The 18,673-nt window shown below is 71.3% G+C and carries 20 protein-coding genes; 8 read left to right on the forward strand and 12 right to left on the reverse strand.

Annotation, left to right across the window (positions count from 1 at the left end):
• Positions 1–313: 313 nt before the first annotated feature.
• The 4 genes from AC559T_RS18810 to AC559T_RS18825 all read right to left on the reverse strand — a co-directional run bounded on the left by AC559T_RS18810 (position 314) and on the right by AC559T_RS18825 (position 3,148).
• Positions 314–874: an AMIN-like domain-containing (lipo)protein gene (locus AC559T_RS18810; protein WP_112104777.1), complete on the reverse strand. Its 561-nt coding sequence runs from the start codon at positions 872–874 to the stop codon at positions 314–316.
• Positions 875–1,329: 455 nt separating this feature from the next.
• Positions 1,330–1,542 (reverse strand): nucleotidyltransferase domain-containing protein, encoded by a 213-nt coding sequence (locus AC559T_RS18815; RefSeq protein ID WP_498869577.1) that lies wholly within the window; start codon positions 1,540–1,542, stop codon positions 1,330–1,332.
• A 10-nt stretch (positions 1,543–1,552) separates the two neighbouring features.
• Positions 1,553–1,792 carry a hypothetical protein gene (locus tag AC559T_RS18820; protein ID WP_498869578.1) on the reverse strand — a complete coding sequence of 80 codons (240 nt, stop codon included), beginning with the start codon at positions 1,790–1,792 and terminating at the stop codon, positions 1,553–1,555.
• Between the two features lie 450 nt (positions 1,793–2,242).
• Positions 2,243–3,148, reverse strand: a complete 906-nt coding sequence (locus AC559T_RS18825; protein ID WP_498869579.1) for a VOC family protein — start codon at positions 3,146–3,148, stop codon at positions 2,243–2,245.
• 70 nt (positions 3,149–3,218) lie between these two features.
• Between AC559T_RS18825 and AC559T_RS18830 the strand changes: the two genes are divergently transcribed.
• On the forward strand, positions 3,219–4,073 hold the full coding sequence (locus tag AC559T_RS18830) for a TIGR03619 family F420-dependent LLM class oxidoreductase (protein WP_498869580.1): 855 nt from the start codon (positions 3,219–3,221) through the stop codon (positions 4,071–4,073).
• Between the two features lie 287 nt (positions 4,074–4,360).
• Complete coding sequence (locus AC559T_RS18835; RefSeq protein ID WP_498869581.1) at positions 4,361–5,581, forward strand: transcriptional regulator; 1,221 nt, start codon at positions 4,361–4,363, stop codon at positions 5,579–5,581.
• A 128-nt stretch (positions 5,582–5,709) separates the two neighbouring features.
• Here AC559T_RS18835 and AC559T_RS18840 read toward each other — a convergent pair whose 3' ends face one another.
• A complete protein-coding gene (locus AC559T_RS18840; protein ID WP_498869582.1) occupies positions 5,710–6,171 on the reverse strand; it encodes a hypothetical protein in 462 nt (153 codons plus the stop codon).
• 713 nt (positions 6,172–6,884) lie between these two features.
• Here AC559T_RS18840 and murI point away from each other — a divergent pair.
• From murI to rdgB, 4 genes are all read left to right on the forward strand, one after another.
• The gene (murI, locus tag AC559T_RS18845) at positions 6,885–7,715 is read left to right on the forward strand and encodes a glutamate racemase (protein ID WP_020463103.1); all 831 of its coding nucleotides are present in this window, start codon (positions 6,885–6,887) and stop codon (positions 7,713–7,715) included.
• Positions 7,712–8,458 carry an MBL fold metallo-hydrolase gene (locus AC559T_RS18850; RefSeq protein ID WP_071060429.1) on the forward strand — a complete coding sequence of 249 codons (747 nt, stop codon included), beginning with the start codon at positions 7,712–7,714 and terminating at the stop codon, positions 8,456–8,458. Before murI ends, AC559T_RS18850 begins: the two co-directional genes overlap by 4 nt.
• 80 nt (positions 8,459–8,538) lie before the next feature.
• Complete coding sequence (rph, locus tag AC559T_RS18855) at positions 8,539–9,315, forward strand: ribonuclease PH (RefSeq protein ID WP_112104783.1); 777 nt, start codon at positions 8,539–8,541, stop codon at positions 9,313–9,315.
• Positions 9,316–9,320: 5 nt separating this feature from the next.
• Positions 9,321–9,950: an RdgB/HAM1 family non-canonical purine NTP pyrophosphatase gene (rdgB, locus tag AC559T_RS18860; protein WP_020463106.1), complete on the forward strand. Its 630-nt coding sequence runs from the start codon at positions 9,321–9,323 to the stop codon at positions 9,948–9,950.
• A 107-nt stretch (positions 9,951–10,057) separates the two neighbouring features.
• Here the strand turns inward: rdgB and AC559T_RS18865 are convergent, their stop codons facing one another.
• From AC559T_RS18865 to AC559T_RS18895, 7 genes are all read right to left on the reverse strand, one after another.
• Complete coding sequence (locus AC559T_RS18865) at positions 10,058–11,005, reverse strand: PLP-dependent cysteine synthase family protein (RefSeq protein ID WP_071060421.1); 948 nt, start codon at positions 11,003–11,005, stop codon at positions 10,058–10,060.
• Between the two features lie 22 nt (positions 11,006–11,027).
• On the reverse strand, positions 11,028–11,516 hold the full coding sequence (locus AC559T_RS18870) for a MoaD/ThiS family protein (RefSeq protein ID WP_498869583.1): 489 nt from the start codon (positions 11,514–11,516) through the stop codon (positions 11,028–11,030).
• Positions 11,517–11,791: 275 nt separating this feature from the next.
• Complete coding sequence (locus AC559T_RS18875; protein ID WP_041256606.1) at positions 11,792–12,196, reverse strand: M67 family metallopeptidase; 405 nt, start codon at positions 12,194–12,196, stop codon at positions 11,792–11,794.
• Between the two features lie 197 nt (positions 12,197–12,393).
• Positions 12,394–12,927: a DUF2017 domain-containing protein gene (locus AC559T_RS18880; protein ID WP_071060419.1), complete on the reverse strand. Its 534-nt coding sequence runs from the start codon at positions 12,925–12,927 to the stop codon at positions 12,394–12,396.
• Between the two features lie 50 nt (positions 12,928–12,977).
• Positions 12,978–13,268 carry an ATP-dependent Clp protease adapter ClpS gene (gene clpS / locus AC559T_RS18885; RefSeq protein WP_498869584.1) on the reverse strand — a complete coding sequence of 97 codons (291 nt, stop codon included), beginning with the start codon at positions 13,266–13,268 and terminating at the stop codon, positions 12,978–12,980.
• 670 nt (positions 13,269–13,938) lie between these two features.
• Positions 13,939–14,685: an NUDIX hydrolase gene (locus AC559T_RS18890; RefSeq protein WP_083390784.1), complete on the reverse strand. Its 747-nt coding sequence runs from the start codon at positions 14,683–14,685 to the stop codon at positions 13,939–13,941.
• A 100-nt stretch (positions 14,686–14,785) separates the two neighbouring features.
• On the reverse strand, positions 14,786–16,168 hold the full coding sequence (locus AC559T_RS18895; protein WP_420497691.1) for a nicotinate phosphoribosyltransferase: 1,383 nt from the start codon (positions 16,166–16,168) through the stop codon (positions 14,786–14,788).
• Between the two features lie 556 nt (positions 16,169–16,724).
• Between AC559T_RS18895 and AC559T_RS18900 the strand changes: the two genes are divergently transcribed.
• Positions 16,725–16,919: a hypothetical protein gene (locus AC559T_RS18900; RefSeq protein ID WP_498869585.1), complete on the forward strand. Its 195-nt coding sequence runs from the start codon at positions 16,725–16,727 to the stop codon at positions 16,917–16,919.
• 273 nt (positions 16,920–17,192) lie between these two features.
• On the forward strand, positions 17,193–18,665 hold the full coding sequence (locus AC559T_RS18905; RefSeq protein WP_020463114.1) for a helix-turn-helix domain-containing protein: 1,473 nt from the start codon (positions 17,193–17,195) through the stop codon (positions 18,663–18,665).
• Positions 18,666–18,673: the final 8 nt, after the last annotated feature.

Here is an 18,673-nt window from a genome sequence, read left to right on the forward strand (position 1 = left end):
CTCACCCCGTTGGCGGTCCCGGCCGGCGTGCAGCCGATCATGATGCGGCTGCGCGCTGTACGGACATCGGCGGACGGCTACGGGCGCCAGTGGACAGACCGAGCCGTGACGGGAGTCGTGTCACTTGGCGTAATCCATGCCTTACAAGCGAGTGGTCGCAGGTCCGGCCCCTGCCGCGCCCACGTGGCCTGTGGGTGAACGGGGGCGTTGACGTCCGGACGGGAGTGTCCGACGTTCATCGGACACTCCCGTCCGCGTCCGGGCCGGCCGCCGTGCCCGGCGGCCGGCCCGTTGCACCCCTTGTCCTGCCGGGTTATCGGGTCGGGATCGCCACGATCACGCTGGTGCCGGTGTGCTGCGCCGTCGGCTGTACCTGCGGTCCGGGCGCGGGCTGGCGCAGGCCGATGAAGTATGTGACCACGCCCTCGAAGTCACCACCCGACCGCACCTGGACAACATTGGTGGTCGCGCGGACCGGGAACAGGTTGCGCGGAGCCGTAGCCCTGCCCTCCTCGTCATGGGCCGCCGCATTGTGGAAGACCACCTTGACGAAGGACCGGCCCCGCACGGCGACGGGAAGGCCGGAACCGTCCTGTATCAGTTCCGAGGCCGGCACGTACTGGACGGTGACCTCGGCGGGGGCGGCCAGCTGGAAGTGGAACCGGATGAGGTCCGCGTGGGCACTGGCCGCGTGTGCCGCGCTGATGCCCGTCAGGACCGGCATGACCGGCATGACCGGCATGACCGGTGCGACCGGAGACACCGGCGTAGCCGGAGTTACCGTTGGCCCTCCGGCCCGCGCCGGAACCGCCACGAACAGCAGACCCAGGACCAGTGCGACTGTCGCACCAAAAATCGCGCGCGCCATCCTCATGATGCACCACCCATTCCTTTTTCCTGGAGCAGATAAAACTGCTCCGGCGTACGGACGGGCTGATCGGGTTGTCGGGCCGTCCAGCTGATCCTGATTGCCGCGAGAAATCCGCTGAGGACAAGGCCGGTCGGATCGGAGGAAGTCGGTTTCAGCTCGCTGGCCGGAAGTCGGATGGATGGTGAGTGGTGATGGATGTCGGCATGGGCCCACCCCCATTCGTTGTCGGCCAAGCATGCGCGAGCGCCGGGCGGCCCGCCACCGCTGCCAGCCTTCGGCGGCCACCCCACCGGCTTCCCGCCGGCCAGATCACCCGCACCGGGGCTTTACGTACGCGGAGTCGGTGCACGCAGTCGGCGGCTGCTTCAGTCGAACTCGTTGTCCACGTCCGGGGGGACCCGAACCATTGCCCCACCTGTACTCTGCACTATATATCGTGAACCCCGTATGGCAGCGCCTCACCCGGGTCCCGGAAACCGCAGCGTTCCAGGAGGGTCGGCCGCCCACCATTCCCATCCCACGAGAACCCGCTGGACGGCGAGTTGGTCCCGGCGGAGCACGGCGACGTCGATGTCGGAGTGCTCCCGGAACTGGTTACCCACAGCGAGTTCGATCGCGTATCCGCCGGCGATCCACCATGGAGCGGGAAACGCGGCGAAAATCGAGGCCACCTCGGCCAGGCTAGCGGGTTCCCAGTGCCCGGTCATGCGCGTAGGAGGCCCGTCGCAACGTCCAGAAGATCCAGTTACTGGATGCAGTTGACGAGGCGACGTCCCAGCCCTGCCCACCAAGTTTGCCGAGCTCCGCTACCACCTCGTTGCAGGAACCGGCCACCGTCATCTCCCGACCCCCGGGCAGGTTGATTCGGATGGAACCTTGATCCCAGATCCATTCCATCGTCGCGAACTCGTTGCCGTGCATGATCCCCCCGATTCTTCTGGACGCGGCAGCAGAATAGCGCGATCCGCATCCCATCTGGATCAATGGCCGCACCACGGCCATCGTCACGTACATCTGTCCTGGTCAGCGGGTCACCGGCTCCACCGCTCTTCCTCGACCACTTCCACGGTTCAGGCCGGGTCGTCGAGGACGACCACGGCCTGGCAGGCTTCCTCGTCGCCTTCCCCTCCCCGTCCCAGCCACGTGTCGCCTACATCCACTTCGCCGGACTACAACGGCCCAGGACGACCCATGGTGATTTTCCGGCGCTTTCTGACGGACGATTCGTAGCCCAGCACTTGACGTCCACTCACATGCGGGCACCGAACTGGAGCTTTTCGCGGACACGGGAGCATCCTGAAGCAGGTAGTCGGGTGAATCAGCGCGTTCGACGCGCGCCCGGCCAGGTTGACGCAGGCGGGCGACGACGACTCAGCCCACTACCTGGACGTCGACCGCGTGGCCTTCCGGGTCCTGGAGCACATGACGGCCCGGCGTGAGTTGCGTATCACCCAGGTCCGCTCGCCGTACCGTGAGTCCGATCCGGACCCGTCCCGTCGGCCCCCGGGCTCCTGCCGGGTAGAGCTCGAGAACAGCTCCGTCGGCGAAGGTGGCGGCGTAGTGGTCGGGGCCGGTCCCATGACGCTCCCGCCTGAACTCCAGACCGAGATCTTGGTAGAACTCGTGACAGGCGGAGAGGTCGGAGCAGTACAGGACGATCAGATCTATCTTTGCGTCCGGGGAGAGCCGCCGCTGCCAGGGGTGGGTGGCGGCGAGTGCGTCGCTGAGCCATCGTCGCCGATCTGTTGCCAGCAGCGGAAGCACGGCAGCGAAGTCAATCTCGTCTTTCGGGCGTGACGCCTGGGACTTGTAAAGGAGCTGCACCTCCGGCGCGATATAGGGGATGCCCGTGGGGCCGGCGTGTCCGAGCGAGGAGACCGGACGCCGGATCCGGGGATCACGCCGCGACACCCAGTCCGTCCCGGCGGCTTCCTCCAGCATGACCTGGATCCGCCACGGCCCATCGGGAGTTCGCCTGCACCAGATGTCGTGGATGCCGAACGGCAGCGTCTCGCCCGGCTCCCAGCGCCGTAGTGCGCCGGGAGGATCGGCGGCCCACCATTCCCACCCGGCCAGGACCCGCTGGACGGCCAGCTGGTCCCGGCGGAGCACGGCGACGTCGATGTCGGAGTGCCCGCGGAACTGGTGACCTACCGCGAGTTCGATCGCGTATCCGCCGGCGATCCACCACGGGGCAGGAAAGGCGGCGAAGATCGAAGCCGTTTCGGTCAGGCTTGCGGGTTCCCAGTGGTCCAAGGGGCTGTCGGCCCGTGTCACAGGTCGTTGCCTTCTTCCCGGTCTTCCCGTGTCCGGGCGTCTCTGCGCTGACAGGGCGTAGTCTGCCCCGATGAAGTTCGGACTGCACCTCGGCGGGGTCAATCCCCGGTTATGGAACGAGGTCACGGAGGAGGCCGATCGGCTCGGGTACGAGTCGATCTGGGTACCTGAGCATCTCGTCGTGCCGATCGCCTCGGCGGGCAGCCCGCACCAGAGCTCGGATCATCCGCCGATCCCGTCCAACGTCCCGATCTTCGACGCGCTGGCGCTTCTCAGCCACCTGGCGGCGCGGACGACGCGGATCCTGCTCGGCACGAACGTCTACAACATCGGCCTGCGGCATCCGTTCGTGACGGCGCGGGCGGCGACGACCGTGGACATTCTCTCCGGCGGGCGGCTCGCGCTCGGGATCGGCGCGAGCTGGCTGCGCTCGGAGTGGGAGGCGGTCGGCCTTGACTTCGACCGTCGCGGCCCGCGGGTGGACGAGGCCATCGAGGTGTGCCGTCGGCTGTGGAGCGAGGACGTCGTCGAGCACCACGGCGAGTTCTTCGACTTCGGGGCGGTCGCGTTCGAGCCGAAGCCGGTCCAGCGGCCGGGCCCGGCGCTGCACATCGGTGGGGACGGGCCGGCGGCGCTGCGCCGCGCCGCGACCGTCGGTACCGGCTGGATGCCGATGAACCACAAGTTCGCCGACCTGCCCGGCTCGCTGGCCCGACTCGCTGAGCTGGCCGAGCGCGCGGGGCGCACCACCCCCGTCGAGGTCACGTTCAACGGCGAGGTGAGCCGTCCGTCCGACGTCGCGCCCTACGCCGAGGCCGGCGTCACCCGCCTGATCGTCCGGCCGTGGACCCGTTCCCGCGAGGCGATCGACGGGATGCGACGATTCGCCGACGAGGTCCTCGGCCCGCTCCAGGACACCGACTGACCCGGCGACGGATGGGCGGGGCTGGCCGCCGCGCGGCGAAGTGACGCAGCGAAGTGAGTTGTCGCAGCCTCTCCATATACCGCCGGGACAACTTGCTTCGGACGAGATACCCGAACGGGACCCCCGGGCGAGGCGGCGCCTGCGCGAGGCACGTGCGGCCGGTCGTCTGACGGGTTCGCCACGGGCTGACGGCGCTCTCATTGTCATCAGCCGCCACCGGAAAGGTTCCCGGGAACGGGGCTGGACGGCTGGCCGGGACGTGGAGGCGTGAGGGACGGGTGAGGCGGATGTCCGAGGGAGCTTCCGGCGGCATGACGGCGGACGAGCGGGAGTGGCTGCGGGTCCGGGGCGAGCTGAAACGGCGGCGGCACCCGCTCGCCGTCCTGGCGGCACGGGAGTACCCGCCGGACGCGCGGGTCGCCGGCACGCCGCTGCTGGCGGCACCGGGGTGGATCCCGCCGGAGCCGGTGCCGATCGACTCGGTGGTGATCGATCTCGACCCGGGTCGGGAGCAGCCCGGCGGGCTGACCGGGCGGGAGCCGGTGAGTGAGGGCGTCCGGCCGCTGCGCGCGGATGGCAGCCGTTACGGCGGCTACGCGGCGGCGGTGGCCCACCTGGACCGGCCGGCGCTGTTCGTCGATCTCCCCACCTACCGGCTGTGCGACGCCGACCTGTCACTGCCGGGGGCGCGCGGCACCCTGTCGTTCGGGCTCGGCAGCTATTTCGACGGGCTCGACGTCGGCGAGGCCTGCGCGCACGAGTACGCGGCCGCCACGCAGGGCGCGGAGGGTCTTCCTGTGCGGCGGGCGGTGGGCATGCCCTGGGAGCTTCACCGGCGGCCGGCGAGCATGGCCATCAGCACCCTGACGATCCGCCGGGACCGCCGGACGGGGACGGCGACCGTGCTCCTCCACCGCCGGGACCCGGCGAAGGTGGGTCACGCCGGTGGTCTGCTGCAGGTGGTGCCGGTCGGGGTGTTCCAGCCCTCCGGGCCGGCGGAGTGGAACATCCGCAACGACTTCGACCTGTGGCGGTCGATCACCCGCGAGTACTCCGAGGAGCTGCTGGGCACGGCCGAGGAGTACGGCAGCGACACGCGGCCCATCGACTACGGGCGCTGGCCGTTCGCGGCGGATCTGGCCGCGGCCCGGCAGTCGGGCGCGGTGCGGGTGTCCGTGCTCGGACTCGGTGTGGACCCGCTGACCTTCGCCACCGACCTTCTCACCGTCGCGGTCTTCGACGCGCCGGCCTTCGACGAGCTGTTCGCCGGCCTCGTCGGCACGAACGCGGAGGGCGAGAACCTCGCGCGGTTGGAGGCCTCCAGGCCAGCCGTCCCTGAGCCCGACCGCGCCGGCACCGCCACCGGCCCGCGACCAGAACGCCGGACCCCGGGGATCCCCTTCACCGAGCGGACCGTTGATCGGCTGGTCCACCACGAACCGATGCAGGCCGCCGGCGCCGCCCTCATCGCTCTCGCCTGGCGCCACCGGCGCCACCTGCTGGGCTGACTCCGCCGCTGGGCCGGCGCGCCGAGGCCGGCCGGGCGCTCGGATCGCCGGGTGGGCGCGGAGCTGACCGTCCACCGGGCCGGGCCCGCCTCACCAGCTGGACCCGCCTCACCAGCTGGACTGGCAGCTCACCAACTGGACACGCCGAAGCCGTACGAGGCGCCGCCGGTCGACGAGGAGCCGTCATGCCCGCGCACACGCCGGCGTCCCTGCCCGCTGCCGGGACGTCCGACGGACCAGTCCTCGTCGGCGCCGTCACCGTCGCCGTCACCCGCGTCGGGGCCGTCCCCGCCGGCGTAGTCCCAGCTCGACGACCACGCCTCCGGCTGCCACTCCGAGGACGACGACCACTCCGCGTCGCGGTCGCGGTCGAACGAGCCCCGGCCGGCCGGAAGCGGACGGATGGACGCGACGACGGATCCGATGACCCGCGGGACCACAAGCCAGGCAGTGATGTTGACCCCCAGGACGACGACGAAGATCATTGCGACCAACCACACCCATGCCGACGGCATCGGGACGGCATGCATCAACATCCCCCCGAGGGCGATGCCGAAAACACCGACCGCCGCCACCCTCAACCGCGCCACGATGCCTTCCTACGCCTCGGACGGGGCCGGTGGGGTGGATCGACGCCAAGCCGACAGTGCCACCGAGAGACGGCGCCGCAGGTCAGCGGCACTACGGACCAAAATCGCCAGACCCACGGACAGTGGGCCGACCGGCCGCCTCGCGCCGGGCCGACCGGCCACCCCGCCGCGGGCCGGCCGTGCCCGACCCGCAGCTCAGCGACCACACGGGCCCAGGCCGCCGCATTGGCCGCCGCAGCGGCCGACCACCACTCTCGGGGGTACCGGGGCATGATCGAGGATGCGACTGGGGTGCCACGGGCCGGGGACGGATTGGAACGACCCGGACACCTCAGTCGCGTCCTCAACCTACCTGCTCGATAGCTTTTAGTCACTGATCGATTACAGGCAGTTCTAGACTACACCCTGTTTGCTGCCCCTGTCCCCGTATGGAGTACCCACCTGAACGCGCCGGGCGACCATCAGGAGAGGTTTGGAGACGGGCAGCTGCCGTCCCGGAGAGATCGGTCACGATGACACGTCGAACGGTTCGTCCTTACGCTGTCCGGCGAGGCACTGCCGGGCCGACGCGGCCTGGCGGAATGCCGGGGATGAGAAGGCCGTCCCGCGGCGGCGGGCATGTCCGCGACGAGACGTCTGTCCGGGATCGGACATTGGTTTCGTGATGACAGCCACAGGGTGAGCAGCAGGTTTCCGGCTTAGTCTCATCGCTCATGAGCGGCGCGCCCATCGGGGTGTTCGACAGTGGAGTCGGCGGTCTCACCGTTGCGCGCGCGATCCTGGACCAGCTGCCAGGAGAGTCGCTGCTCTACATCGGCGACACCGCGCACGCCCCCTACGGGCCGCGGCCGATCGCCGAGGTGCGCCGGTACGCCCTCGCCGCACTGGACGAACTCGTCTCCGCTGGTGTGAAACTTCTCGTCATCGCGTGCAATTCCGCGAGCGCGGCATGCCTGCGCGATGCCCGGGAACGCTACGACGTACCGGTGGTCGAGGTCATCGTGCCCGCGACCCGCCGTGCCGTCGCGGCAACACGGAGTGGTCGAGTGGGAGTCATCGGAACGGTCGCCACGATCACCAGCCGGGCCTACGAGGACGCCTTCGCGGCGGCTGCGGGCACCGAGCTGGTCAGCGTGGCGTGCCCGGCCTTCGTCGACTTCGTCGAGCGCGGCATCACGTCCGGCCGGCAGTTGCTGGGACTCACCGAGGCGTATCTGGCACCGTTGCAGGAAGCCGACGTGGACACAGTGATTCTCGGATGCACCCACTATCCACTGTTGACCGGCGTCATCGGTCTCGTCATGGGAGAGGGCGTCACACTGGTGAGCAGCGCCGAGGAGACGGCCAAGGACACCTACCGGGTGCTCGCCCGCGACGGCCTCTTCCGCGACCCCGACCTGCCGCCCCCGGCGCATCGCTTCCTGACCACCGGTGATCCCGCCGCGTTCGCGCGGGTGGGCCGCCGTTTCCTGGGCCCCGAGATCACGGCGGTGAGCATCGCCCCGGCGGCGGCCCCCCGGCAGGCACAGGCGGTGGGACGATGAAACTGACGATCCTGGGCTGTTCCGGCACCTACCCGGGCCCCGCTTCGGCCTGCTCCTCCTACCTGATCGAGGACGAGGGCTTCCGGCTCGTCCTGGACGCCGGCAACGGCTCCATGGGTGAGCTGCAACGGCACTGCGACATCCGGGACGTCGACGCGGTGCTGCTGAGCCACCTGCACGGCGACCACTGCCTCGACCTGGTCGCGACGTCCTACGCCCGGCGCTACCACCCGGAGGGGATGCCGCCCAAGCTCCCGGTGTACGGGCCGATCAACACCCAGGAGCGGCTGTGCGGCGCGTTCGAGCGCTGGCCGGACGACTCCCTGGCCGACATCTACGACTTCCGCACGATCGGTCCCGGCCGCCTGCACGTCGGGCCGTTCGCCATCGACCTGGCCCGGGTCGCGCACCCGATCGAGGCCTACGGGGTGCGGGTGACGGCCGGCGGGAAGACGCTCACCTACTCCGGCGACACCGGGGTGTGCGACCGGCTCGTCCGGCTGGCCCACGACAGCGACCTGTTCCTGTGCGAGGCGTCGTTCCTCGACGGCGAGGACAACCCGCCCGACCTGCACCTGACCGGCAAGGACGCCGGTGAGCACGCGACCCGCGCCGGTGTCGGGCGGCTGGTGCTGACCCACCTCGTGCCCTGGGGCAACGTGGAACGCACCCACGGCGAGGCCGCGGACGCGTTCGACGGCGATCTGACGCTCGCGAGCACCGGCACCTCCTACGAGATCTGACCACGTCTGAACACGTCTGAGCACGCTCGCGGGCCGTCCGGCGCAACCCCGGCCGGCCTGCGCCGATAGGGTCTCCTCCCGTGATCAGAGTCGATGGCAGAACCACGGACCAGCTCCGCGACGTGACGATCGAGCGGGGCTGGCAGGAGCACGCGGAGGGGTCGGCGCTGATCTCCGCCGGCCGGACCAGGGTGCTGTGCGCGGCCTCCGTCACCGAGGGGGTGCCCCGGTGGCGCAAGGGCAGCGGCCTGGGCTGGGTGACGGCCGAGTACTCGATGCTGCCGCGAGCCACGCACACCCGCAACGACCGGGAGTCCGTCCGCGGGCGGATCGGCGGGCGGACCCACGAGATCTCCCGGCTGATCGGGCGCAGCCTGCGGGCCGCGATCGACCTGAAGGCCCTCGGCGAGAACACCATCGCCATCGACTGCGACGTGCTGCTCGCCGACGGCGGCACCCGCACGGCCGCGATCACCGGCGCCTACGTGGCGCTCGCCGACGCCTGCCGGTGGCTGGGACGTCCCGCGGCGATCGTCACCAGTGTCTGCGCGGTCAGCGTCGGCGTGGTCGGCGGCGTGCCCATGCTCGACCTCGCCTACACCGAGGACTCGACCGCCGACACGGACATGAACGTCGTCCGCACCGGCGCGGGTGGCTTCGTCGAGGTCCAGGGGACGGCCGAGGGCACCCCGTTCGAACGGTCGACGCTCGACGAGCTGCTCGACCTCGCCGTGGCCGGCTGCACCCGCCTGACCGAGATCCAGAACGCCGCGCTGGCCGCCCCGCCGGCCGCCGGCCCGCCCGCCCCGGAACGCGCCACTGCCGGCAGTGGCGGGAAGGGCACGGGGTCACGGTGAGCTCGGTGAGCGCGGTGCCGCGCCAGGTCGTGCTCGCCAGCCGCAACGAGGCGAAACTGGCCGAGCTGGGCCGCATCCTCGCCGCGACCGGGCTGGACGTCGACGTCGTCGCGCTGCCCGACGGCCCCGAGGTGCCCGAGACAGGTTCGACCTTCGCCGAGAACGCCCTCATCAAGGCACGCGCCGCCGTGGCCGCTACGGGTCTCGCGGCGATCGCCGACGACTCCGGGCTCACCGTGGACGAGCTCGCCGGGATGCCCGGGGTGCGCTCGGCGCGCTGGTCCGGGATCCGTGACGGAAGCCGGGCCGACCGGGACGCCGCCAACAACGCCCTGCTGCTGGCCCAGCTCGACGACGTCGACGAGGAGCGGCGCGGCGCGGCGTTCGTGTGCGCCGCGGCGCTGGTCACCCCGGACGGCGTCGAGCACGTCGTCTACGGCACCCTGCGGGGGCGGCTGCTCACCCGGGCACGGGGCACGGGGGGCTTCGGCTACGACCCGTTGTTCGTCGCCGAAGGCTCGACCCGGACCAACGCCGAGCTCACAGCGGACGAGAAGGACCTGATCAGCCACCGGGGCCGGGCGCTACGCAGCCTCGCCGCGTTCATCGGCACGCTGGCGCCGCCTCCACGCTGAAACGGCGTGCGACCGCGGCCCCGGGCGGCCCGGCGCCGCGGTCGCACGCCGGCACCGCCCCGCGCCGATGGGCCAGAACGGGCGGGGCGGGGCTCGCGGCTACGCGCTCAGGCCCAGAGCTGCCCCTCGAGCGCGGCCTCGGCCTCGGCGAGCGTGCCGGCGTACGCACCGGTCGACAGGTACTTCCAACCACCGTCGCAGACGATGAAGGCGATGTCGGCCCGCCGTCCCTCCCGCACCGCGCGGTCGGCCTGCGCGAGGGCGGCGTGCAGGATCGCCCCCGTCGAGATCCCGGCGAAGATCCCCTCCTGCTGGACGAGCTCGCGCGTGCGGCGCAGCGCGTCCCGGGGGCCGACCGAGTACCGCGAGGTCAGCACCGAGGCATCGTAGAGTTCCGGGACGAAGCCCTCGTCGATGTTGCGCAGCCCGTAGACGAGCTCGCCGTACCGCGGCTCGGCCGCGACGATCACGACGTCGGGCTTGTGCTCCCGCAGGTAGCGACCGGTACCCATCAGCGTCCCGGTGGTGCCGAGCCCCGCCACGAAATGGGTGATACCCGGCAGGTCCTCCAGGATCTCCGGGCCGGTCGTCTCGTAGTGCGCCTGCGCGTTCGCCGGGTTGCCGTACTGGTAGAGCATCACCCAGTCGGGGTTCTCCGCCGCGAGCCGCTTGGCCACCGCGACCGCCTCGTTCGAGCCGCCGGCCGCCGGGGACGAGACGATCTCGGCCCCCCACATCTGGAGCAGCTGGCGGCGCTCCACGGAGGTGTTCTCCGGCATCACGCAGACCAGCCGGTACCCCTTCTGGCTGCAGACCATCGCCAACGAGATCCCGGTGTTGCCGGACGTGGGCTCGAGGACGGTCGCGCCCGGGGTGAGCAGTCCTCGCTTCTCCCCGTCCGCGATCATCCACAGTGCCGCCCGGTCCTTGATCGAACCGGTGGGGTTGTCCTGTTCCAGCTTCGCCCAGAGTCGGACCTCCGCAGAGGGAGACAACCGAGGCAGTCCGACCAGCGGGGTTCGGCCTACCGAGTCCACCAGGGAGTCGTAACGCATGAGTAGGGACCTGCCGCCCTGATCAGAAGAGCCGGGTAGCCATGCCGGACGAGATCGGCACCCGAGCGCAGCCGCCGGCTAGGTCGTCGACAGCGGAGTCAACGGTGGCGGAGCCACCGGCGACGGCGGGGAGAATAGTCACCTCGCCCAAAGTCGCCGGTACGGTGGCGGAGCCACCGGCGACGGCGGGGAGAATAGTCACCTCGCCCAAAGTCGCCGGTACGGTGGCGGAGCCACCGGCGACGGCGGGGAGAATAGTCACATTGTCGCCGTCGCTGAGCTTGGCGTCGAGGCTGCCCAGGAAGCGGACGTCCTCGTCGTTGACGTAGATGTTGACGAAGCGGTGGAGCTCGCCGTCACCCTCGCCGGAGATCAGCCGCCCGCGCAGCCCGGGGTGCCGGGAGTCGAGGTCGTGGAAGAGCGCCGCGAGCGTGTCGCCCGTGCCCTCGACCAGCTTGGCGCCTCCCGTGTAGCTGCGCAGGATCGTCGGCACACGGACCTGGACTGCCATGGTGCTCCTTCCTCTGGTGCCGCCGGCGGGTCCGCCGCGGCGCGCCGCCCGGCGTGGGCGGTGGTACTGCATCGGTACTGCGTCATCGGTGCTGCAGGCCATCGATACTGCAGGCCATCGGTGCTGCGGGGCGTCGGTCCGCAGGCGTCGGTTCCGCGGGGCCGTCGGTACCGCCCGGCAGGTCACGGGCTCGCGCGACCGGATGCCCTTCGCTCACAGGCATCCCACACCACGCGCGTCCGTCGCCGCCGCTCTATGAGAACGTCACATGGGCGTCAGAGGATTTCCACGGGTTCCTCGGTGACCTCACCGTCCGCGATCCGGAAGGAGCGGAACTCGATCGTCTCCGGATCCCGCGTCGAGGCGAGGACGTAGTGCGCCTCGGGGTACCCCGCGATGGAGATGTCGGTGCGCGACGGGTACGCCTCCGTGGCGGTGTGGGAGTGGTAGATCACGACCGGATCCTCGTCGCGGTCGAACATCTCGTTCCACACCTTGATCTGCTCGGCCGGGTCGAACTCGTAGAAGGTGGGTGAGCGTGCGGCGTTGACCATCGGGATGTGACGCTCCGGCCGATCCGAGCCCTCGGGCCCGGCGATGACGCCGCACGCCTCGTCGGGATGGTCGCGGCGGGCATGGGCGACGATCGCCTCGTAGTGGGTTCGGTCGATGCGCAGCACGCGACAACCGTACGACGCGAACGGGCCGGATCGGGCGTCCATGTGAACACAGACCTGACCACGACCGGCTCGCACCAGGTTACGGCGCCGGGGAACCGCCCCACTTCGGGACCGGATGCACCGATCCGCCCCGGGCCCGGTTCGGGTCAGGGCCCGGGACCGGCCTCGGGCCCTGAACCGGACCGGCCTGGCTCGGCCTAGAGCAGCGCCCGGGTGAGCTCGTCGAGCAGCTCGGTCAGGAACGCGTAGACCGCGGCGATCGGCCGGCGCGGATCCTCGGGCGTGAGATTCTCCAGCTCGGCGGTCGACTCGTCGTCGGTGAGACCGAGCCGCGTGCCGAGCACCAGCCGCAGGTCGTTGAGGACGGTCAGCCAGTCCTGCGCCGCGTCCTCGTCGAGCACCAGGACGGCACCGGGCGCCGGCACGGCCGCCAGCACGCGCCGGGCCGCGTCACGCTTACGGGCCAGGGCCTCGTCGGTGCGCCGGCGCCGGAAGTCCCCGGAGGCCAGCGGGTCGTCCGGGTAGGGGTCGGGCAGCAGCCGCGCGACCGCGGGATCCTCCGGGGGCGGCGGGGCGGTGTCGCGCAGCCCGACAAGCGCCTCCAGCGGATCGTCGACCGGCGGCGCCTCCAGCAACGCGTCGACCTGACCCAACAGCTCGGTGAGCAGGGACGACTCGAGCCGGGGCAGCCGCAGCTCGATCCCGGCCCTGGTGCGCCGGAACCCGTTCACACGCCTCCGCTCCCGATCATCCGCTCCCGATCACGTTCAGCCCGCGACGTTCAGTCCTGGGCGATGGTGGCCCACAGGCCGTAGGTGTGCAGCCGCTCCGCCGCGCCCTCCATCTCCTCCCGGGTGCCGGACGCCACCGTCGCCCGCCCCTTGTGATGGACGTCGAGCATGAGCTTGGTCGCCTTCCGCTCGCTGTACCCGAAGAGCTTGCGGAAGACGTACGTCACGTAGGACATGAGGTTGATCGGGTCGTTCCAGACGATGGTCACCCAGAGGCGATCGTCTTCGGGGGAGTCCTCGACGTCCTCGACGTCAATCGGAGACACGGCAGTGACGGACACGACGTCTATTGTTACGCCTCCCGATCGGGACTTCACGGGGACCGGCCCTGCGTCGCGCACGGTCACAACGGACACCGCTGTGATCTCCGGAACGACGGACACCGTGGTCCCGGCCGCACCAGGCCCGCGCCGCAGGCCCGACCCCGCCCGACACCCGTGATCACCGCCACGCAGCACCGCCAGCCCAGCCCGCCCCGATACCGACAGTCGCCGCGCACCCACCCCCACCCCCAGCGCGGCGCGGCCGGTCCCCGTGGCCCGGGCGCCCGGCGCGGCATCGCCCGGCAGGCGCCGCTCTGAGGGAACAGTTCGGAGGGCTGGAGTCCGGGCACGGCGGGTCGCGATCCCCGTCGCGAAGCAAACAGCGCGGACGGTTCGCGGACCGTGCGGAGCGACCACCTCAGTCGGAGCATGAACCACTCGGAGCGACGGACTCACCCTGAGACCGGAGCAAACGCGCGGAGACGGAGAGCAAACAGGGCGGAGCACCCGGCCCGCGAACACCCCGGCGATGCGAGACCCCGGCGATGAGCCCGGGTCGCGAACCTCCTGATGCCAGGTCCCGGGGAAACACCCGGCCCGCAAGCCCGGACCCTCATGCACGCCAGGACAGGGAGCTCCGGCGACCCCGAAGGCGCCGGAACCGACTGGATCGGCTGTTGGTGGGCGTCTAGACCGAGCGGCGGAGTAGCGGGGGGTGTAGGGCGGTCGCGGAGCCGAGGCGGTAGAGCTCGGCTGGGCGGCCGCCGCCGCGTGGGGAGGCCCGCTGGCCGACCGCGACGACGAAGCCCGGGGTGGAGAGCACCTTGCGCCGGAAGTTGGGCGGGTCCAGGACCACGCCCCAGGCAGCCTCGTACACCCGGCGCAGGTCGGCCAGGGTGAACGGCTCCTCGCAGAAGGCGGCCGCCAGCGACGTGTACTCGAGTTTGCCGCGCGCCCGCTCGACTCCGTCCGAGACGATCTGCGGATGGTCGAAGGCCAGGGTAGGACCGTCCGGGGAGCCCAGGTCCTCGACCGGCCACCAGCGGGCCTGCGGTCCGTCCCCGCTCGCGGTGGGCTGCGGGAGGTTCGGCAGCAGGGCCAGGTAGGCGACGCTGACGACCCGGGTCCGCGGGTCCCGGGTCGGGCAGCCGTAGGTGCGCAGCTGCTCGAGGTGGCCGGCGGTGGTCACCCCGGTCTCCTCGGCGAGCTGGCGCAGCGCGGAGGAGTCGAGGTCCTCGTCCGGGCCGACGAAGCCGCCGGGCAGCGCCCAGCAACCGCGGAACGGCTCACTGTCGCGCTGGATGACAAGGACGCACAGCCGTCCGGCGCGCAGGGTCAGCAGGACGACGTCGACGCTGACGGCGACGGCCGGTATCCGGGCCTGGTCGCCGCCAGTCGCGCCGGACGTCACGTTCGCCGACGAGACGGAGGCCACCGGTCAAGTCTGGCCGTCCGCCCCGGCACCCGCGCCGGCACCCCTCTCCCCGACAGGCGTGCCGGCGCGCCCCTGTCCGCGGTGCCCGCGGCTTCACCGGTCAGGAAGAGGTCCGCGGCTCCGCCGCTGCGACCACGACCGGCAGGCACGGACGTCCGAAGGAGACCTCGCGCGCGCCGGCCGGTAGGGACTCCAGGGCGAGCCGGTGGTGCTCCCGGGCCCGGGCGACTCCGGCCGCGCCGACGAGCGTGTCCGCGACGAGCTGGCCGCCACGCATCAGGGGGACGAGGAGATGACGGTCCCGGCGACCCACAGCCCCGTCCAGCGCCTCTCCGCCAGGTACGCGGGCAGCGGACGCACCGGCGGCGGGCCGCGGGGCGGCGGAGCGGTCGAGGGGTGCTCTGGGGATGACCAGGTCGGCGACGGCCAGTCCGTCCGGGCCCAGGCGGCGCAGGACGTCCTTGCGCCCGCCGCGGCTGCGCTTGCCCACAGAAGTCTTGACGACCGGCTCACCGTCGACCTCGACGAGTTTGTAGACGAAGCCGGCGGTGGGTGCGCCCGACCCGGTCACCAGGCTGGTGCCCACGCCGTAGCCGTCGACGGGGGCCGAGGCCAGGCGGGCGATCGAGTGCTCGTCGAGGTCGCCGGTGACGATGATCCGGGTGGACTCGGCGCCGAGCTGGTCGAGCTGGGTGCGGGCCGCCCGGGCGCCGCCGGCGAGGTCCCCGCTGTCGATGCGGATCGCCCCGAGCTCGCTGCCCGCCGCGGCCACGGCGTTGGCGATCCCGGTCGGGATGTCGTAGGTGTCCACCAGCAGGGTCGTGCCGGCGCCGAGTGCCGCGACCTGGGCCGCGAACGCCGCCGCCTCGTCGTGGTGCGCGAGGGTGAAGGCGTGCGCGCTCGTGCCTGCGCTGGGCACGCCGTAGCGGCGCGCCGCCTCCAGGTTGGACGTCGCGGTGAAGCCGACGAGGCAGGCGGCCCGCGCGGCGGCGACCGCGGCCTGCTCGTGGGTGCGCCGGCCACCCATCTCTATGCACGGCCGGTCGCCGGCGGCGGCGACCATGCGGCTGCCGGCGGCGGCGATGGCGCTGTCGTGGTTGAGCACCGACAGGACGAGGGTCTCCAGCAGGACGCACTCGGCGAACGTGCCCTCCACCACGAGGACGGGGGTGTCGGGCAGGAAGGGCTCGCCCTCGGCGAACCCGTCGACGTCGCCACGGAACTGGTAGGAGGCCAGCCAGTCGGCCGTGTCGGGATCCACGACGCCGGTCGCGGACAGGTGGTCGATCTCGGCCGGGCCGAACCGGAAGTCGGCGAGCGCGGCGAGCAGGCGCCCGGTGCCGGCCATGACTCCGAAGCGACGGCCGGCGGGCAGGGACCGGGTGAAGACCTCGAAGACCGCTCTGCGTTCGGCCGCGCCGGAGCGCAGAGCCGCCCGCAGCATGGTCAACTCGTAGTGATCGGTCAGAAGCGCCGTGGACATCCGGAACAGGGTAGGGACGACAGGCTTCCGGTGCACCACATCGGACGAACCCGCGGGCCGCGGCGGGTGGCCGGTCACGGCCCGGGTGGCGGCGGTCGCGGGGGCGGGTGGCGGCACGTGACGGGCAGGAACACGTGCGCGGGGCCTAGGGACGAGGGTGGGGTAGCCCTCTGGGTGGCCGCGGGGTAGTCCATCAGGCCCGGCGGGGTGGTCCGCCGACAGGGGGTCGGGTAGTCCTCGGGTGCGTGGCCGGGCCGATGGCGGTGCGGCCGGCCGGGCGAGCACCCCTACGCCGTCGAGCGGCTGACCCGGGCTGCCGAGCGCGGGGCCTTGTGTACCCCGGTGGGCAGGTGGGTATGCCTGAGAGCGGCCCCGAACACCTAAGAGGCTATGTGATTCACATCACGCCTCCTACTTACTCAGCGTAATCAAGAACGCCCGAGCAGGGGCTCCGTGATCGACGCCAGGACACGGAATCCGCCCGTTACGCGCGACATCGCGAGTACCCACCCCGTTACTGTCCCGAGAACCCCTCGACCATGAGATCGTCCTGGGCGTGGATCGTAGCTATGCCGGGGTTTTCCTCGTTGTCGTCGGCGGCGCGCTGCTTGCGCTTCTGGTGATCGGCGGGCGCGCGGGGCGCGGCCTGCTCCGCGACGCGTGGGGGCGAATGGGCCTGCTGCGCTGGGTCTTTGCGTTGATCGTCGTGGTCGTCTTCCTTGATCTGGCGGACGGGATCCCGAACCGGTGATCGCTGACGAGCGCTTCGGGGGCGGCAAGAAGTGCCCCCGGTGGCCAAGATGTGCTCCCCCGAGATTTCCCGGCGGACGCCCGCCGAGACGGCGGAACGTCGCGCTACGAGTTCGCCATGTCCCCGAGCCATTGACAGCAAGTACATACGGCGTCGCGGTCAGCTATAAAACTCGGCTAATAGACACAGTTCGATTTATGTGTGTGCGCTCCTAGATGCCCGACTCGTTATGCTCACTTCGCGTTACTCCGACGCCGGACGAGAGGACAGCGGGTGACTGGACAAACCTGGCTGTGGACCCCCCCGCGACCAACTCCAACAAGCGTTGGAATTGGATCGCTGCTACGGGCGTACCGGCAGGCCCATGGCCTGACCCAGCAGCAACTCGCCGATCTCCTCGGCTTCGACCAGTCCTATGTGTCGAAGGTCGAGAGCGGGCGGCGGGCGATCCACGACATCTCCACGCTGCGCCACATCGCACGCAACCTCGGTCTGTCACCCGAGGACGTCGGACTCGCCCCGGGCGGTCTGGCCGACCGGCGTCGTGAGCCACCGCGCGGCTCCGCGGTCGAGAAGGTCGCCGGCAGCCAGCGCGCCTGGCGGCTGACCCGGGACCACCTGAACCACCACCGGATCAGCCTGGCCCGCGCCGCGGCCCGGCTCTACCCGGAGGCCTACCGTCTCGGCAACGGGCTGCTGGCCCGTCCCGGCTGGGTGTGGGACACCCCGGTGGACATCAACGACATCGGCCTGCGCTGGGAGCAGTCGGCGGGCGAGCCGGCGATCACCGGCGCCGAGCCGGAGGCCGACGCCACCCGCCCGCTGGTCGGCGACGGCGGCGCGCAGTCGCGTTACCAGCGCTACACCCGGGCGATGCGCGACCTCGACCGGCCGACCCTGTTCGAGAACCGGCTCAGCTTCCGGCTGCTGGACGTCGCCGAGGCCGAGGGTGCCCCCCCTACCCTCACCTTCGGCCACACCACCTACTTCGACGCCGTCGACGTCTGCGAGACCGTGGCGCACGAGACCGCGGCGGCGATGATGGGCGGCGAGCTCGCCTGGCCCGCGCTGCCGTTCCGGCGCCGCATCGGCGATCCGTTCGACCTCGCCGGGCGGGTCGCGCTGCCCTCCATCAACACCCTGACGATCCGGCTCGACCGGGGCAGCGCCAGCTTCGTCCTGCACCGGCGCAGCGCCGGCTCGGTGGCGACGGCGGGCGGGGTGTACCACGTGCTGCCCGCGGGGGTGTTCCAGCCGTCCGGGATCACCCCGTTCCACCACGAGGCCGACTTCGACCTGTGGCGCAACGTCATGCGCGAGCTCAGCGAGGAACTGCTGGGTAACGCCGAGCACGACGGCAGCTCGTCCCGGCCGATCGACTACGACACCGACGAGCCGTTCCGCTCCTTCGAGCAGGCGCGCCGCGCGGGCACGCTGCGGGTCTTCTGCTTCGGCATGGGCCTCGACGCGCTCACCCTGTTCGGCGAGATCCTCACCGTCCTGGTCGTGGAGGCCGACACGTTCGACACGCTGTTCGCCGACATGGTCCGGACGAACGCCGAGGGGTCGGTCGTCTCGACGGGGCCGGGCCGGCAGGCGCACGAGGGGATCCCGTTCACCCAGGCCTCCCTGCGCCGGCTCGTCGACACCGAGCCGCTCGCTCCCTCCGCCGCCGCCTGCCTGGAGCTCGCCTGGCGCCACCGGGAGACCCTCCTGCCCGGGTTGCGCATGCGGGCATCGGTCTGATCAGGCCG

The organism is Frankia sp. Hr75.2 (assembly GCF_949319125.1).
GTDB classification, from domain to species: domain Bacteria; phylum Actinomycetota; class Actinomycetes; order Frankiales; family Frankiaceae; genus Parafrankia; species Parafrankia soli.

Coding starts and splice junctions, on each gene's coding strand:
- AC559T_RS18830 (WP_498869580.1), top strand. CDS start 3,219: ATGAAGTTCGGACTGCACCTCGGCGGGGTCAATCCCCGGTTATGGAAC.
- AC559T_RS18810 (WP_112104777.1), bottom strand. CDS start 874: ATGAGGATGGCGCGCGCGATTTTTGGTGCGACAGTCGCACTGGTCCTG.
- AC559T_RS18850 (WP_071060429.1), top strand. CDS start 7,712: ATGAAACTGACGATCCTGGGCTGTTCCGGCACCTACCCGGGCCCCGCT.
- AC559T_RS18895 (WP_420497691.1), bottom strand. CDS start 16,168: ATGTCCACGGCGCTTCTGACCGATCACTACGAGTTGACCATGCTGCGG.
- AC559T_RS18820 (WP_498869578.1), bottom strand. CDS start 1,792: ATGCACGGCAACGAGTTCGCGACGATGGAATGGATCTGGGATCAAGGT.
- AC559T_RS18865 (WP_071060421.1), bottom strand. CDS start 11,005: ATGCGTTACGACTCCCTGGTGGACTCGGTAGGCCGAACCCCGCTGGTC.
- AC559T_RS18835 (WP_498869581.1), top strand. CDS start 4,361: ATGTCCGAGGGAGCTTCCGGCGGCATGACGGCGGACGAGCGGGAGTGG.
- AC559T_RS18870 (WP_498869583.1), bottom strand. CDS start 11,516: ATGGCAGTCCAGGTCCGTGTGCCGACGATCCTGCGCAGCTACACGGGA.
- murI (WP_020463103.1), top strand. CDS start 6,885: ATGAGCGGCGCGCCCATCGGGGTGTTCGACAGTGGAGTCGGCGGTCTC.